This is a genomic window from Streptomyces mangrovi (assembly GCF_900114215.1).
In the GTDB taxonomy this organism is placed as follows: Bacteria; Actinomycetota; Actinomycetes; order Streptomycetales; family Streptomycetaceae; genus Streptomyces; species Streptomyces barkulensis.
The window spans coordinates 94,357-107,956 of sequence record NZ_FOSG01000005.1 but is presented as its reverse complement, the minus strand read 5'-3'; the positions used below and the strand labels follow the sequence as shown (position 1 = coordinate 107,956).

The following is a 13,600-nucleotide window of genomic DNA, read 5'->3' as shown; positions in this document are numbered from 1 at the left end:
CTCCTTCCGGCCCTACGGCTGGGTGGGGGAGTCCGCGCGGGCCGCCGTCTCGGAGGGAGTCCCGGACCCTTCCCTCATTCCGGCCGGCGGCTGCCCCGAGGAGCCGGAGGAGACCGGTACCAGCCGGGGCATCAGGGCCCTGACGGCGGGCTCCGTCCAGCGGGCGGCCAGCGGGCCGATTATCACCATCAGCAGCACGTAGGCGGTGGCCAGCGGACGGATCTCGGTGGCGACCCCGGCCGCCAGACCGGCGATGACGATGGAGAACTCGCCACGCGCCACCAGGGTCCCGCCCGCCCGCAGCCGGCCCCTGGGGCTGATGCCGGCGCGCTGCGCCGCGTACCAGCCGGTGGCGACCTTGGTCACCACGGTCACCACGGCCAGGATCAGCGCCGGGACGAGCACCGGCGGGATGTTGCCCGGATCGGTGGACAGGCCGAAGAAGACGAAGAACACCGCCGCGAACAGGTCCCGCAGCGGGGTGAACAGTCGCTGGGCGCTCTCGGCGACCTCGCCGGACAGGGCGATGCCGACGAGGAACGCGCCGACCGCCGCCGAGACGTGCAGCTGCTGGGCGATCCCGGCGATCAGGACGGTCAGACCGAGCACCACCAGCAGCAGCAGCTCGGGGTTGTCGGAGGAGACGGCCTTGCTGATCAGCCGGCCGTGGCGCAGCGCGACGTAGAGGACCAGGCCGACCGTGCCCAGGGCGACGATCAGGCTGACACTGCCGCCCATCAGGCCGACACCGGCCAGCAGGGTGGTCAGGATCGGCAGGTAGACCGCCATCGCCAGGTCCTCCATCACCAGGACGCCGAGGACGACGGGTGTCTCGCGGTTGCCGAGCCGGCCCAGGTCGGTGAGGACCTTGGCGATGACGCCGGAGGAGGAGATCCAGGTGACGCCGGCCAGTGCCACGGCGGCCACCGGCCCCCAGCCCAGGACGAGGGCGGCGACGGCTCCCGGCGTGGCGTTGAGGACGAAGTCCACCATGCCCGAGGGGTACTGCGTCCTGAGGTTGTCCACGAGCTCGGAGGCGCTGTACTCCAGGCCCAGCAGGAGCAGCAGCAGGATTACGCCGATCTCGGCGCCGATGGCGATGAACTCCTCGCTGGCGCTGAGCTCGAAGATCCCGCCGTGGCCGAAGGCGAGGCCGACCAGCAGGTAGAGGGGGATGGCGGACAGGCCGATCCGCCCTGCGAACCGCCCGATGACCCCCAGACCGAGGATGATGGCGCCCAGCTCGATCAGCAGCATGGTGGTGTCGTGCATGCTCAGCCCCCCGTGATGATCTGGGCGAGTTCCTCGACGCCCTGGCGGGTGCCCACGACCACGAGGATGTCCCCCGCCTCCAGTCTGAAGTCCGGCCCCGGGGCGGGGTGCGGCGCGGTGCGCCGCAGGACCGCGACGATGGACGCCCCGGTGCGGGTACGGGCACGGGTGTCGCCCAGCGGCCGGCCCCGGTAAGGGGACTTGGCGGTCACCGGGATCCGCTCGGTGGCCAGGTCCAGCTCCCCGACGGCCAGATCCGGCGCCTCGGGCTCGGGGGCGATCAGCGCGGCCAGGGAGGCGGCCTCGTCGGAGTCGAGCTGGAAGGAAGCCTGGCAGGTGTCGGGGTCCTCGGGGTCGTAGAAGCCCAGGAAGCGGCGGCCGTCCTGGTGGACGACGACGGACAGGTGCCGCCCGGAGCGGGTGGCGACGTCGTACTGGAAGCCGACGCCCGGAAGCGGTGTGCGTTTCATCGGCAAGGCTCTCCCCCCGTGGAACGGATCGGGCGGTCCCTGGACGTGCGACGCCGCCGGAAGAGCCCGTTCGCGTGGAATGTGGAATGGAGTCAAGTTTCGCACAGGGGGGTCTTCCGGCAGCCGGACGCCGATGCGTATCCGCTGTTCAGGAGAGCGGCCGCGGGCCCGGCCCGGTTCGGTCCGGGCGGCGGGGAGGGGCGGTGGGCGCGGAGCGCCTTCGCCCGGGAGTGTTTCCGCGATCCGGAAGGAGTGAGGGTGGGGCGGGTGGGACTCGAACCCACGGCCGACGGATTATGAGTCCGCTGCTCTAACCGGCTGAGCTACCGCCCCGGGACGGCGCGCCACGCACATCTGTGCGCGCCGTCTGCCGCAGCATAGCCGCTCATACGATCTCCCGCCTGTGTCGGGGTGAGGCAGGGGCGATGGGGCCCGTCACCCTGGGCCGGAGGCCGGTCGCCGGAACGGAGCAGGCCTCCCCGCAGCGGCCCGGACACGCGCCGGGCACACGAAGAAGGGCCCCTCGCGGGGCCCTTCTCGTTCTGCTCCCCCGACTGGACTCGAACCAGTAACCTGCCGGTTAACAGCCGGCTGCTCTGCCAATTGAGCTACAGGGGACTGCTGCTCGGAGGCGCCCGTTCCGGTTTCCCGGGGGCGTTCCCCGCTGGCGAGGAATACAGTAGCGCATGCCGGGGGGTGCTCTGAAATCGGTATTCGCGGCGCGCCTCGGGGTACCCGGTGGAACGTCCGCCGCAGACCGACAGGGCGCACACCCGCGCGGCCGGGGTGCGCCGGGAGAGACCTGAGAAAGGGTGGAGCCATGCGCTACCGGCTCACGTTCGTCGTAGGAGTGGCCGTCGGGTATGTGTTCGGCACGCGAGCCGGGCGGGAGAAGTACGAGCAGCTGCGCGAGAGGGCCCGCAAGTTCGCCGAGAACCCCGCGGTGCGCAACGCCTACGAGTCCGCCGCGCACAACGGGCGGGAGATGGCCGGCAAGGCGCTGAACACGGTCTCCGACCGGATGGGCGACCGGGTGCCGGGACCGGTGTCCGACCGGGTCCGCATGCTGCGCGGCCGTCGTGTCGAGCAGCGCACGCCGTTCGACGACGGCTGGGGCACCGGCAACGCCTGAGGCGCCCCCGTGGCCCGGTGTCAGGGGCCCTCCGGCAGCCGCCCCGCGCGGGAGGGCTCCAGGAGGGGAGCGAGCGGGTCACCGTGCCGCTCCAGCCGGGAGGTCAGATCGCCGGCCGTGAAGACGAGGTCGCCGGGCTGTTCGCAGCCGGCGACCTCGTCCCATGTCACCGGAGTGGAGACGGTCGGCCTCGGCCGTGCGCGCAGGGTGTACGGGGCGGCGGTCGTCCGCGTCCACAGGTTCTGGCCGTGGTCGATGAAGACCTTCCCCTCGCGCAGCCGCCGGGGCACCTGGTCCACGACGAGGTCCGGCAGCGCCTCGGCCGCCTCGCGGGCCAGCCGCTCGGCGTAGCCGGCCACGGCCTCGGAGTCCGCGGGCCGCAGCGGGGCAAGCACGTGCAGCCCCTTGGAGCCGGAGGTCTTGGCGTACGAGGGCAGGCCGTCGCGCTCCAGCAGGTCGCGCAGCCGGCGGGCGACCGCGCAGCACTGGACGATCGTCGCCGGGGGGCCCGGGTCGAGGTCGAACACCAGCCGGTCGGCCATCCCCTCGGCGGGGAGCCGCCACTGGGGCGTGTGCAGTTCCAGGACGGAGAGGTTGGCCGCCCACAGCAGGGTCGGCAGGTCCTGGACGACGACCTGCCGGTCGGTCCTCCCGCCGACGCGGTGGACCTCGCACACCGTCACCCAGTCCGGTGTGCCGGGCGGTACGTGCTTGGCCATGAACGAATCGGCCTCCACGCCGCGGGGGGCGCGGACGAAGGACGCCGGGCGGTCGCGCAGATGGGGCAGGAGCACCTCGGCGACGGAGGTGTAGTAGTCCACGACATCGCCCTTGGTGAAGCCCGAGGCGGGATAGAGGACCCTGTCCAGACTGGTCAGCTCGATCGTGCGGCCTTCCACGACGGTGCTCGTCATGGGGGTGCGGGTTCCACGGTCGGCGCCGTCCATGCGGGCGCCGCGCATCGTGGCGGGGTGGGCCGGGCGCCGGCGGGGGAGGGGTCGTTGCGGGGTGCTTCGGGCTGCGGCTAGCCTGTGTTCGTGATTCCGGTCATTCTTCGGAATCTCGAACGACTGCGGGTGCCGGCGAGCCCGGAGCCCCCAGGGGAGAAGGGGAGGGCTGCCATGGGGCGCCTCGTGCCGGCCGTGACCAGGGCTCTCGACATCCTGGAACTCTTCCTCGACGGGGACGGGACCCTGTCGGCGCCGGAGATCACCCGGAAACTGGGCCTGCCCCGCACCACCGTCCACGAACTGGTGACCACCCTGGCCGCGCGCTCGTATCTGGTGCCCGTGCCCGGGCAGTCCGGACGTTACCGGCTCGGGGTGCGCACCTACCAGCTCGGGAGCCGCTACGCCGAGCAGCTCGACCTGGCCGCCGAGGGGCAGCAGGTGGCCCGGAGCGTCGCCGAGACCTGCGACGAGACCGTGCACGTGGCCATCCTGGAGGGCGCGGACGTCATCTACATCGCCAAGGTGGACAGCACCCACGCGGTCCGCATGGTCTCCGCCGCCGGGCGGCGCCTGCCCGCGCACTGCACCTCGGTGGGGAAGATGCTGCTGGCCTCGCTGCCTCCGGACGAGCTGGACGCGCGTCTGCCCGGCCCCGGCGACGAGCCGCTGCGGGCCATGACGGAGAACTCCATCACCTCGCCCGGGGAACTGCGCGAGGCGCTGGCCGGGATCCGTGAGCGCGGCGTCGCCGTCGAGCGGCGCGAGTCCAACCCCGATGTGAGCTGTGTGGCCGCGCCCGTCCGGGACGGTACGGGGAAGGTGGTGGCGGCGCTCAGCATCTCGGTGCCCATGATCCGCTGGAGCGAGGAGCGGCGCGCCGAGCTGGAGAACCTGGCGGTCGAGGGCGCGGCCGAACTGTCGGCGCGGCTGGGGCACCGCGGCGCGGCGTAGCCGGACGGACGGGGACAGCCGACGGGCGGGCTGACGTCGGCGGGAGCCGGGGCGGACCGCGAGGAGAGCCGACGAGGAGAGGGGCGGGACGGCATGGCCGGAACGGGGAAGACGGCGCGACTCGAGGTCGCGGTGCGGCAGGGGGCGCTGCTGGGCGAAGGGCCCACCTGGGACGCGGAACGCGGGCGCCTGGTGTGGGTGGACATCCTCGCGAGCCGGGTGCACACCTATGCCCCGGCCGACGGCCGCCGCACGGTGCTGGCGACCGAGCAGCACGTGGGCGCGGCCAAGCCGCGGGCCGGGGGCGGCCTGGTGGTCAACCTCCGCGACGGGGTGGGCCTGTACGACGGGGACGGCTCGTTCTCCTGGCTGCACCGCGAGCCCGTCGCGGGCCGCCGGGGCAACGACGCCGCCGTCGCCCCCGACGGCGCGCTGTGGGCGGGCACGATGGCGTACGACGAGCGCCCGGGCGGGGGCACGCTCAGCCGTGTCGCCCCGGACGGCTCGGCCGTCACGGTCCTGGCGGACGTGGGCATCAGCAACGGCACGGGCTGGAGCCCGGACGGGCGGCTGATGTACTACATCGACACCCCCACCCGCCGGATCGACGTCTTCGACACCGACGGCCCCGAGATCCTGGGCCGCAGGACGCTGGCACGGATCGAGGAGGGCGCAGGCTTCCCCGACGGGCTGACGGTGGACGCGGAGGGCTGCGTCTGGGTCGCCCTGTGGGGCGGGGGCGCGGTCCGGCGCTACACCCCCGACGGCAGGCTGGACCGGACGGTCGCCGTCCCGGCCTCCAACACCACCTCGTGCGCCTTCGGCGGACCGGGCCTGCGGGACCTCTACATCACCACGGCCCGGACGGGCGCCGATCCCGCTGCGGAACCGCTGGCCGGTTCGCTGATGGTGCTGCCGGACGCGGGGGAGGGGCTGGTGCAGCCGCCTTTCGCGGGTTGACACCGGATCTTCACAGGGAGTGTCTTCTCCTCTTCCCGCCGAGCCTCGTACCCTGCGGACTCCATGACCTACTGCGTCACATGCCGTCGGCATCTCAACGGCGCCCTCTCCTGCCCGGGTTGCGGCACGCCCAGCCACGGCCTGGCGCCGGCGGACCCCTCGGCTCCGGCCTCCGCCGGTCAGTACGGCCACGGGCCCGGTCCGTACAGCCCGTACGGCACCGGCCACGGGCACCGGGGCGGTCACGGAGACGCCCACCAGGCGTTCGGGCGGGCCGGGGAGGAGACGCCCGGCGAGGAGATCCCCGGCGGGGAGTACGGCCTCCACGGCGGTGCCCGCGGCGCGTACAGCGACACGTACGACGATGTGTACGGCGCGGAGGCGTCCGGCGGGCACGGCGGGTACAGCGAGCGCGATGAGCACGGAGAACACGGCGGTGGTGGTCCGGAAGGCGGCCCGGACGACGGGGCCGGCGAGGGCCGGGCAGCGGCGCGCGCGGCCGCCCGGCGTGGCCGCCGGGCGCGTTCGCGGGCCGGGCGGCGGCGCCGTACCGCCGCCGTGGGCTTGATACTCGGCGCCGGGCTGGCCACCCTCGGCGTCGCGGAGTTCACCACCGAGGGCGTGCTGCATGAGCTGCCCATACCGGGCGTCTCCCCGGACGGCGGCGGGGATGAGCCCGGTGACGGCGCCAACGGCGAGGAGGGTGCCGGATCCGCCGACTCCGACGGCGCCGCCGAGCGGCCGCCCGGGGCGGAACAGCCGGGCGCCGGCCCGTCGGGCCCGCCGTCCGCCACCCCCTCCGCGTCGGGTTCCTCCTCGGCCGAGCCCTCGGAGTCGGCGGACTCCTCGGCGGACCCCTCGGCCTCCGCGGAGCCCTCGACCACCGCGGTCGAGAGCGGCGGCATCACCACGGCCCCCGAACCCACCGCCGACCCCACCCAGGCCCCCGAGCCGCCGCCCCAGGAGACGCGGCCCGCCGATCCGCCTCCGGCGGATCCGGAACCCGAGCCGGAGCCGACGCCCACCTGCGAGCGCTTCCTGTGGTGGTGCACCTAGAGCAGGACCGCTCAGCCCTGCCCGGCCCTGCTCCCGGCCCTGCTCCCGGCGCTGCTCCGCCCCGCCCCGCCCCGTTCAGCCCGCGGAGGTGTCCGGCGAGGCCTCGCCCAGTGTGCGCCTGAGAAGGTCGCGCAGGAGAGCGCGCTCCGCCGGCGTCAGATCGGCCAGGGGCTCGGCGGCGAAGTCCATCGACGCGCGCAGCCGTTCGGCCGTCTCGTGGCCCGCCTCAGTGGCGGCGGCGAGCTTGACACGGCGGTCGGCCGGGTCGGGGCGCCGCTCCACCAGGCCGCGCGACTCCAGCCGGTCGACGATGCCCGTGATGTTGGACGGCTCGCACTTCAGCCGCCGGGCTATCTCCCGCATGGGCAGGCACTGGTGGTGGAGCAGGGTGAGCAGCCGCGCCTGCGCTCCGGTCAGGGAGTGCCTGGCGGCGGCCTCGTCGTACTCCTGGTGGAAGCGGAGGACGACGGAGCCGATCAGCTCGACGACCTCGAGGGTGAGGGGGTCGACGGGGGCGGGACGGGAGGCCATGACCCCAGAGTACCGATTTGCTTGACAGCGTGAAACATTGAGGAGATGGTTGTTTCACACTCTTAAGCATATGGAGGCGTTTCTCATGACGTTGCCCGCCACCGGACGTGAGTGGCACCTGACCGCCCGTCCGCAGGGATGGCCGACGCCGGAGGGGTTCGCGCTGCGCGAGGCCCCCGTACGGGCCCCGGAGGCCGGTCAGATCCTGGTGCGCAATCTCCACCTCTCGGTCGACCCCTACATGCGCGGCAGGATGGACGACGTCAAGTCCTACGTCCAGCCGTTCGAACTGGACCGGCCGATGGACGGCGGCGCGGTCGGCGTCGTGGTCGCCTCCGAGGCCGAGGGGTTCGCCCCGGGCGACCATGTGCTGCACGGCCTGGGCTGGCGCGAGTACGCCACGCCGGACGCGAGGCACGCGACGAAGGTCTCCGCCGAACTGGCCCCGCTGACGACCTATCTCGGGGTGCTCGGCATGCCCGGACTGACCGCCTACGCCGGGCTGCTGGAGGTGGCTTCCTTCAAGGAGGGCGATGCCGTCTTCGTCTCGGGTGCGGCGGGCGCGGTCGGCGGCCAGGTCGGTCAGATCGCCCGGCTCAAGGGGGCCTCCCGCGTCGTCGGCAGCGCCGGCTCGGACGAGAAGGTCGCGCTCCTCACCGGGGAGTACGGCTTCGACGCCGCCTTCAACTACAAGAACGGCCCGGTGGCACGGCAGTTGAAGGCGGCCGCGCCCGACGGCATCGACGTCTACTTCGACAACGTCGGCGGTGAGCACCTGGAGGCGGCGATCGGCTCGCTCAGGACGCACGGCCGTGTCGTGGTCTGCGGAATGATCGCCCAGTACAACGCCACCGAGCCGCCCGCCGCCCCGCGCAACCTCGCGCTGGTCATCGGCAAGCGGCTGAGGATCCAGGGCATGCTCGTGGGCGACCACTCGGAGCTGCGGCCGCGATTCGTCGAGGAGGTCTCGGCCTGGATCCGGTCCGGGGAGCTGAAGTACCACGAAACGGTCGTCCAGGGCATCGAGAACGCGGTGGACGCCTTCCTCGGCATGCTCCGCGGTCAGAACGTCGGAAAGATGGTCGTCAGCCTGGAGGACTGACGGACCGTCGAAGCCGGAGGAGCCGGGGCGCGCCGGACACGGCGCGCCCCGGCCCGTGGCGCCCCGCCCGGCCCCGCCGCGACGCCCCCGGCGGTGCCCGGGGTGCGTGCGGCACGGGGGGTGTGGCTACTCCGGCCCCGGCTCCGCCTCCGCGGCGGAGAGATCGACGACGACGTCGTACAGACCCCGGCTCGAGGTGATCCGCGCACTCGGGTCGTCCTGCGCGGCCTGGGCGCGCTCGCGGAACTCGGGATCCGCCACGGCGGCCTCCCACGCCTCCTGGCTCTCCCAGTGGGACACGTTGACGAGCTGGAACCGGGCCTCCGCGGAACGGGCCCGGTGCAGCCGGGAGTCGATGAAGCCGGGCCTGGAGCGCATGAGCGCGGCACGCTGCTCCCACCGGGCGACGAACGCGTCGAGGTGCTCGGCGGATATCTCGAAGACGTTGATGAAGGTGACGGTGGTGTCCGGCGCGCTGTCGGGCCGGCTGTCTGCGGTCACGGGAACTCCAGCGGTGGGTGAGGTGACCCGATCGGCTCCGGGCGGACGGGCCGCCCGGCGGCTCGGGTTCCGCCGTGCGGGGCGGCGGCTCGCAGCGTAGCGAACTCCTGGGCGGCAAAGGCCCGTTGGGCGGGCCGGGCCCCGATTCCCCGTACCGGACGGCGGCGGCCGCCCGGCAGGGCTGTTTCTGCGCGAACCATTGACGCGAACGGTGTTCGATCCTACTTTCCCGTTCGGAGATCCGATCAACATTCGAGATTTCGAACATGAGGGTGGATCGTATGCGTCGAACCTCCGTGCCGGACCGCGCCCCGAGCCGTCGGCGCGTGCTCGGCGGTGTGGCCGCTCTGGCCGCCATGACGGCCACCGGGACCGCGGGCACCGCGGGATGCGCCGCTCCCGCCGCCGTGGGCGCGGGCCGCACCCGGTTGCGCTTCTGGCATCTGTACGGCGGCGGCGACGGCGTCAACATGCGGACGATGCTGGACGCCTACCGCGCCGCGCACCCCGGGATCGCCCTCCGGGCCTCCACGCTCCAGTGGGGCGCCCCGTACTACACCAAGCTCGGTATGGCGGGAGCCGGCGGCCGGGCCCCCGAGGTCGCCGCACTTCACCTGGCGAGGCTGCCCGGCTTCGGCCCCGGCCGGCTGCTCGACCCCTTCGACCTCGACCTGCTGGCCGAACACGGCCTGTCGGAGAAGGACTTCCCCGCCGACCTGTGGCGGCGCGGCCGGATCGACGGTGCGCAGTACGCCGTCCCGCTCGACACCCACCCGATGGTTCTCTACTACAACACCGACATCTGCCGGAAGGCCGGACTGCTCGGAGCGGACGGGAAATTGAAGCCGATCCGCGGAGCCGAGGAGTTCGCCGCCGCGCTGCGCGCCGCCGGAAAGGCCACCGGCAGGCCCGCACTGGCCGTCGAGACCCTCGGCGCCGGCACCGTCGGGCCCTGGCGGCTGTTCTCCACCCTGTACTCCCAGACCGGCGGCACCCTGCTGGACGAGACCGCCACCCGCATCACCATCGACGACACCAGGGCCTTGACGGTGCTGCGCTTCATGCGGCGGCTCACCGAGGAGGGCCTGGCCCACCGCCGCCTCGACTACAACGGCACGGTCGGCGTCTTCGGCGGCGGGGAGACCGCGTTTCTCCTGGGCGGCGAATGGGAGGTCAGCACCTTCACCAACCTGGACCTGCCGTTCTCCATGACCCGGGTGCCGAACCTGTTCGGGCGCCCCACCGCCCAGGCCGACTCCCACTGTTTCGTCCTCCCGCACCAGCGCGACCGCGGCGGCGAGAGCAACGAGGCGGCCCACGCCTTCGTCGCCTGGATGCTGAAGAACACCGTCGAGTGGGCCAAGGGCGGCCACGTTCCCGCCTATCTGCCCACCCTGGAGAAGCCCGGCTACCTCGAACTGGAACCCCAGTCGGAGTACCGGTCGGTGATCGACGACGTCGTCCTGGACCCGCCCGCCTGGTTCGCGGGCTCGGCGTCGTCCATGTGGATCGAACTCGGCGCGGTCCTCTCCGGGGTGCTCACCGGCTCCCGCACCCCGCAGGGCGCCCTCGACGAGGCCAGGGCCCGGCTCCAGACCCTGCTCGACACTCCCGACCCGCTCGGAGGCGACGCATGACCGCGACCGCGCCCACCGCTCCGGCGCCACCGGCCCGGACGGCCGCCCGCACCGGGGCCGGCCCCCTGGCCGCGGGCCGCCACTGGACCGAGCACGGCCTGGTCTTCACCGCGCCCTTCCTGCTGCTGTACGCGCTCTTCCTGGTCTGGCCGGTGCTGCTGGGCCTGAAGATGAGCCTGGGCGACGACAACATCGCCGGCACCGACAGCGAGTTCACCGGCCTGGACAACTACGCCGAGGCCCTGCGGGACCCCGAGATGTGGTCGTCGCTGTGGAACACGGTGTGGTTCACGCTGCTGTCCACCGCGCCCCTGGTCGTCACGGGCCTCGTCCTCGCACTGCTCGCGCACCATCTGCGGGTGGTCCAGTGGCTGTGGCGGCTGAGCTGGTTCGCGCCGTTCCTGCTGCCGTCGGGCGTCGTCGGACTGCTGTGGCTGTGGATGATCTACCCGTCCGACTTCGGCCTGGCCGACCTGCTGCTGAACTCCCTCGGCCTCGACCCCGGCATCGGCTGGCTGACCGACACCCGCTACGCGATGCTCTCGATCGCCGCGACCACCGTGTGGTGGACGGTCGGCTTCAACTTCCTGCTCTACCTCGCCGCCCTCCAGGCCATCCCCCGGCATCTGTACGAGGCCGCCGAGCTGGACGGCGCCGGGGCCTGGCGGCGGCTGCTCCACATCACCGTGCCGATGCTCAGCCGCACCACGGGGGTGGTGGTCGTCCTCCAGCTCCTCGCCTCACTGAAGATCTTCGACCAGGTCTACATCATGACCGGCGGCGGCCCCGACGAGAGCACCCGCCCGGTCCTGCAGTACGTCTACGACGCCGGCTTCACCGGCTACCGGATCGGCTACGCCTCGGCCGTCTCCTACGTCTTCTTCGCCCTGATCGTGATCGTCTCGCTGATCCATCTGCGGATGACCCGCCGTTCTCGTGAGGAGGCCGCCAAGTGAGTGCGACCGCGAAGGCCGTGAACCCGGCCGCACCGTCCGCCGGACCCGCCGGTGAGGCCGGCAGGCGGCCGCGCTGGACCCCGGGCCGCGTCGCGCTGCTGGCCGCCGCCCTCGTCCTGGCGGCGCTGTGGGTGCTGCCGCTGGCCTGGGCGGTGGCCACCTCGCTCAAGCCCGAGAACGAGACGACGCGCACCTCGCTGGAGTGGATCGGCTCACAGATCACCTTCGACGCCTATGAGAAGGTGTGGGCCTCCGGGGACCTGGCGCGGTGGATGCTCAACTCGGCCTACATCTCGGTCGTGACGACCGCGCTGACCGTCGCGACCTGCGCCATGGCCGCCTACGGCTTCTCGCGCACCGCCTTCCGCGGCCGGAGGACGCTCTACGGGCTCGTACTGGCCGGGATCATGGTGCCGCCGCAGGTGCTCATCGCCCCGCTCTTCGCCGAGATGGTCTCCCTCGGACTGGTCGACACCTACTGGGGCGTGATACTGCCCCAGGTCGCCGTCCCCGCCATGGTGTTCATCCTGGTGAAGTTCTTCGAGGGGGTGCCGCGGGAACTGGAGGAGGCCGCCCACGTCGACGGCGCCGGACGCTGGCGGGTGTTCTGGACGGTCGTGCTGCCGCTGTCGCGGCCGGTCCTGTCCGCCGTCGCCATCTTCACCTTCATCCAGACCTGGAACAACTTCCTGTGGCCGTTCCTGGTGACCACCGACCCGAACGCGATGACGCTGCCGGTCGGCCTGGTCAACGTCCAGTCCACCTACGGCGCCCGCTACGCCCAGGTGATGGCCTCGCTGGTGATCGCCGGGCTGCCGCTGCTGCTGGTCTTCGCCTTCTTCCAGCGGCAGATCGTGCGCGGCGTCGCCCACACCGGGCTGGCCGGCCAGTGACGGAAGGCCGGCCCGGCCCGGCCCCGCCCCGATTCGCGGGACAGGAGAGGAGGTCCCAAAAGGCCGTGAACCCCGACCGGTTACCGAGAACTTCCGAAGGAGCCCGATGAACAGTCACACCACCCCCCACACCACCCCCCACACCACCCCCCACCGCGCGTCCCCCCGCAGGCCCGCCCGCCGACGCCTGACAGCCCTGGTCGCCGCCCTGCTGGGCGCGCTGATGGCCCTCGTCCCCGGCAGCGCCTCCGCCTACCCGGGGCCCGGCCGGGTGACCGGCGACATCTCCGTGCACGACCCGTCGATGGTCCGCCTCGACGACGGCCGGTACATCCTCTACTCCACCCACAACGGCCCCCAGGCGCGCATCTCCACCGACCGGACCCACTTCACCCACGCCGGGGCGGCGTTTCCCAACCCGCCCTCCTGGTGGAGCCGGTACTCGCCCGAGCGCAGCCCCTGGGCCCCGGACGTCTCCAAGCAGGGTGGCCGGTACTGGCTGTACTACTCCCTGTCCACCTTCGGCTCCAGCCACTCCGCCATCGGCGTGGCCACCAGTCCCAGCGGACTGCCCGGCACCTGGACCGACCACGGCCCGGTGCACACCACCACCACCGGCTCGGACCACAACGCCATCGACCCCAACCTGTTCGTCGACGACGACGGCAAGTGGTGGATGACCTTCGGCTCCTGGTGGACGGGGATCAAGATGATCCGGCTCGACCCGTCCACCGGCAAGCAGCACCCCGGCGACCGCACCCTGTACTCCGTGGCCGCGCGCAACCCCACCAGCAACGGCATCGAGGGGCCGACCCTGGTCAAGCGGGGCGGTTACTACTACCTGTTCGCGTCCTTCGACAAGTGCTGCGCGGGCACCGACAGCACCTACAGCATCCGCGTCGGCCGCTCCGCCGGCCCCACCGGGCCGTTCCGCGACCGGAACGGCAGGGACATGCGCGACAACGGCGGGACGGTCGTCCTGGAGACCCACGGCCGGGTCGTCGGCCCCGGCGGCCAGTCCGTCATGTCCGACGTCGACGGCGACCTGCTCGTCTACCACTACTACGACCGCGACAACAACGGCTCGCCCACCCTCGGCGTCAACCTGATGCGCTGGGAAGGCGGCTGGCCGGTAGTTTACTGAAACCTTTCAACCCGGGGTGGGGCCCCACCGGGCCCCACCCCGCCC

14 protein-coding genes and 2 tRNA genes are annotated in these 13,600 nt (G+C 72.7%); 9 read left to right on the top strand and 7 right to left on the bottom strand.

The annotated features are described in order from the left end of the window. Positions 1-12: 12 nt before the first annotated feature. The 4 genes from BM237_RS08965 to BM237_RS08950 form a co-directional block, all read right to left on the bottom strand. Complete coding sequence (locus tag BM237_RS08965; RefSeq protein ID WP_093849014.1) at positions 13-1,272, bottom strand: cation:proton antiporter; 1,260 nt, start codon at positions 1,270-1,272, stop codon at positions 13-15. Positions 1,273-1,274: 2 nt separating this feature from the next. Beyond that, the gene (locus tag BM237_RS08960) at positions 1,275-1,748 is read right to left on the bottom strand and encodes a cation:proton antiporter regulatory subunit (RefSeq protein ID WP_093849013.1); all 474 of its coding nucleotides are present in this window, start codon (positions 1,746-1,748) and stop codon (positions 1,275-1,277) included. Between the two features lie 253 nt (positions 1,749-2,001). Next, positions 2,002-2,075 (bottom strand) — tRNA-Ile (locus tag BM237_RS08955). A 212-nt stretch (positions 2,076-2,287) separates the two neighbouring features. After that, positions 2,288-2,360 (bottom strand) — tRNA-Asn (locus BM237_RS08950). Between the two features lie 202 nt (positions 2,361-2,562). On the opposite strand from BM237_RS08950, the gene BM237_RS08945 reads away from it, so the two are divergent. Continuing rightward, a complete protein-coding gene (locus BM237_RS08945; RefSeq protein ID WP_093849012.1) occupies positions 2,563-2,874 on the top strand; it encodes a YtxH domain-containing protein in 312 nt (103 codons plus the stop codon). A gap of 20 nt (positions 2,875-2,894) precedes the next feature. Here the strand turns inward: BM237_RS08945 and ligD are convergent, their stop codons facing one another. Next, the gene (gene ligD / locus BM237_RS08940) at positions 2,895-3,788 is read right to left on the bottom strand and encodes a non-homologous end-joining DNA ligase (RefSeq protein ID WP_245793505.1); all 894 of its coding nucleotides are present in this window, start codon (positions 3,786-3,788) and stop codon (positions 2,895-2,897) included. Between the two features lie 207 nt (positions 3,789-3,995). On the opposite strand from ligD, the gene BM237_RS08935 reads away from it, so the two are divergent. The 3 genes from BM237_RS08935 (at position 3,996) to BM237_RS08925 (ending at position 6,791) form a co-directional block, all read left to right on the top strand. Next, the gene (locus tag BM237_RS08935; RefSeq protein WP_093849010.1) at positions 3,996-4,775 is read left to right on the top strand and encodes an IclR family transcriptional regulator; all 780 of its coding nucleotides are present in this window, start codon (positions 3,996-3,998) and stop codon (positions 4,773-4,775) included. A gap of 93 nt (positions 4,776-4,868) precedes the next feature. Next, the gene (locus BM237_RS08930; protein ID WP_093849009.1) at positions 4,869-5,735 is read left to right on the top strand and encodes an SMP-30/gluconolactonase/LRE family protein; all 867 of its coding nucleotides are present in this window, start codon (positions 4,869-4,871) and stop codon (positions 5,733-5,735) included. 63 nt (positions 5,736-5,798) lie between these two features. Continuing rightward, the gene (locus BM237_RS08925) at positions 5,799-6,791 is read left to right on the top strand and encodes an SCO2400 family protein (RefSeq protein WP_093849008.1); all 993 of its coding nucleotides are present in this window, start codon (positions 5,799-5,801) and stop codon (positions 6,789-6,791) included. A 75-nt stretch (positions 6,792-6,866) separates the two neighbouring features. Here the strand turns inward: BM237_RS08925 and BM237_RS08920 are convergent, their stop codons facing one another. Continuing rightward, positions 6,867-7,322: a MarR family winged helix-turn-helix transcriptional regulator gene (locus tag BM237_RS08920; RefSeq protein WP_093849007.1), complete on the bottom strand. Its 456-nt coding sequence runs from the start codon at positions 7,320-7,322 to the stop codon at positions 6,867-6,869. 85 nt (positions 7,323-7,407) lie between these two features. On the opposite strand from BM237_RS08920, the gene BM237_RS08915 reads away from it, so the two are divergent. After that, positions 7,408-8,424 (top strand): NADP-dependent oxidoreductase, encoded by a 1,017-nt coding sequence (locus BM237_RS08915; RefSeq protein ID WP_245793504.1) that lies wholly within the window; start codon positions 7,408-7,410, stop codon positions 8,422-8,424. A 126-nt stretch (positions 8,425-8,550) separates the two neighbouring features. On the opposite strand, the gene BM237_RS29805 is transcribed toward BM237_RS08915, so the two are convergent. Continuing rightward, entirely contained in the window at positions 8,551-8,925 is a 375-nt protein-coding gene (locus BM237_RS29805; protein ID WP_245793503.1) for an antibiotic biosynthesis monooxygenase family protein, read from the bottom strand. A 281-nt stretch (positions 8,926-9,206) separates the two neighbouring features. On the opposite strand from BM237_RS29805, the gene BM237_RS08905 reads away from it, so the two are divergent. The 4 genes from BM237_RS08905 to BM237_RS08890 all read left to right on the top strand — a co-directional run bounded on the left by BM237_RS08905 (position 9,207) and on the right by BM237_RS08890 (position 13,555). After that, positions 9,207-10,562, top strand: a complete 1,356-nt coding sequence (locus tag BM237_RS08905) for an extracellular solute-binding protein (RefSeq protein ID WP_093849004.1) — start codon at positions 9,207-9,209, stop codon at positions 10,560-10,562. Continuing rightward, on the top strand, positions 10,559-11,518 hold the full coding sequence (locus BM237_RS08900) for a carbohydrate ABC transporter permease (RefSeq protein ID WP_093849003.1): 960 nt from the start codon (positions 10,559-10,561) through the stop codon (positions 11,516-11,518). Before BM237_RS08905 ends, BM237_RS08900 begins: the two co-directional genes overlap by 4 nt. Then, positions 11,515-12,411 carry a carbohydrate ABC transporter permease gene (locus BM237_RS08895; protein ID WP_093849002.1) on the top strand — a complete coding sequence of 299 codons (897 nt, stop codon included), beginning with the start codon at positions 11,515-11,517 and terminating at the stop codon, positions 12,409-12,411. Before BM237_RS08900 ends, BM237_RS08895 begins: the two co-directional genes overlap by 4 nt. Before the next feature lie 106 nt (positions 12,412-12,517). After that, positions 12,518-13,555 carry an arabinan endo-1,5-alpha-L-arabinosidase gene (locus BM237_RS08890; RefSeq protein WP_093849001.1) on the top strand — a complete coding sequence of 346 codons (1,038 nt, stop codon included), beginning with the start codon at positions 12,518-12,520 and terminating at the stop codon, positions 13,553-13,555. Positions 13,556-13,600 lie beyond the last annotated feature (45 nt).

What these genes read in the sequence shown, in the direction of transcription:
- ligD (WP_245793505.1), bottom strand. Translation starts at nt 3,788, where the DNA reads ATGACGAGCACCGTCGTGGAAGGCCGCACGATCGAGCTGACCAGTCTG.
- BM237_RS08915 (WP_245793504.1), top strand. Translation starts at nt 7,408, where the DNA reads ATGACGTTGCCCGCCACCGGACGTGAGTGGCACCTGACCGCCCGTCCG.
- BM237_RS08900 (WP_093849003.1), top strand. Translation starts at nt 10,559, where the DNA reads ATGACCGCGACCGCGCCCACCGCTCCGGCGCCACCGGCCCGGACGGCC.
- BM237_RS08905 (WP_093849004.1), top strand. Translation starts at nt 9,207, where the DNA reads ATGCGTCGAACCTCCGTGCCGGACCGCGCCCCGAGCCGTCGGCGCGTG.
- BM237_RS08945 (WP_093849012.1), top strand. Translation starts at nt 2,563, where the DNA reads ATGCGCTACCGGCTCACGTTCGTCGTAGGAGTGGCCGTCGGGTATGTG.
- BM237_RS08890 (WP_093849001.1), top strand. Translation starts at nt 12,518, where the DNA reads ATGAACAGTCACACCACCCCCCACACCACCCCCCACACCACCCCCCAC.
- BM237_RS08965 (WP_093849014.1), bottom strand. Translation starts at nt 1,272, where the DNA reads ATGCACGACACCACCATGCTGCTGATCGAGCTGGGCGCCATCATCCTC.
- BM237_RS08925 (WP_093849008.1), top strand. Translation starts at nt 5,799, where the DNA reads ATGACCTACTGCGTCACATGCCGTCGGCATCTCAACGGCGCCCTCTCC.
- BM237_RS08930 (WP_093849009.1), top strand. Translation starts at nt 4,869, where the DNA reads ATGGCCGGAACGGGGAAGACGGCGCGACTCGAGGTCGCGGTGCGGCAG.
- BM237_RS08935 (WP_093849010.1), top strand. Translation starts at nt 3,996, where the DNA reads ATGGGGCGCCTCGTGCCGGCCGTGACCAGGGCTCTCGACATCCTGGAA.
- BM237_RS08920 (WP_093849007.1), bottom strand. Translation starts at nt 7,322, where the DNA reads ATGGCCTCCCGTCCCGCCCCCGTCGACCCCCTCACCCTCGAGGTCGTC.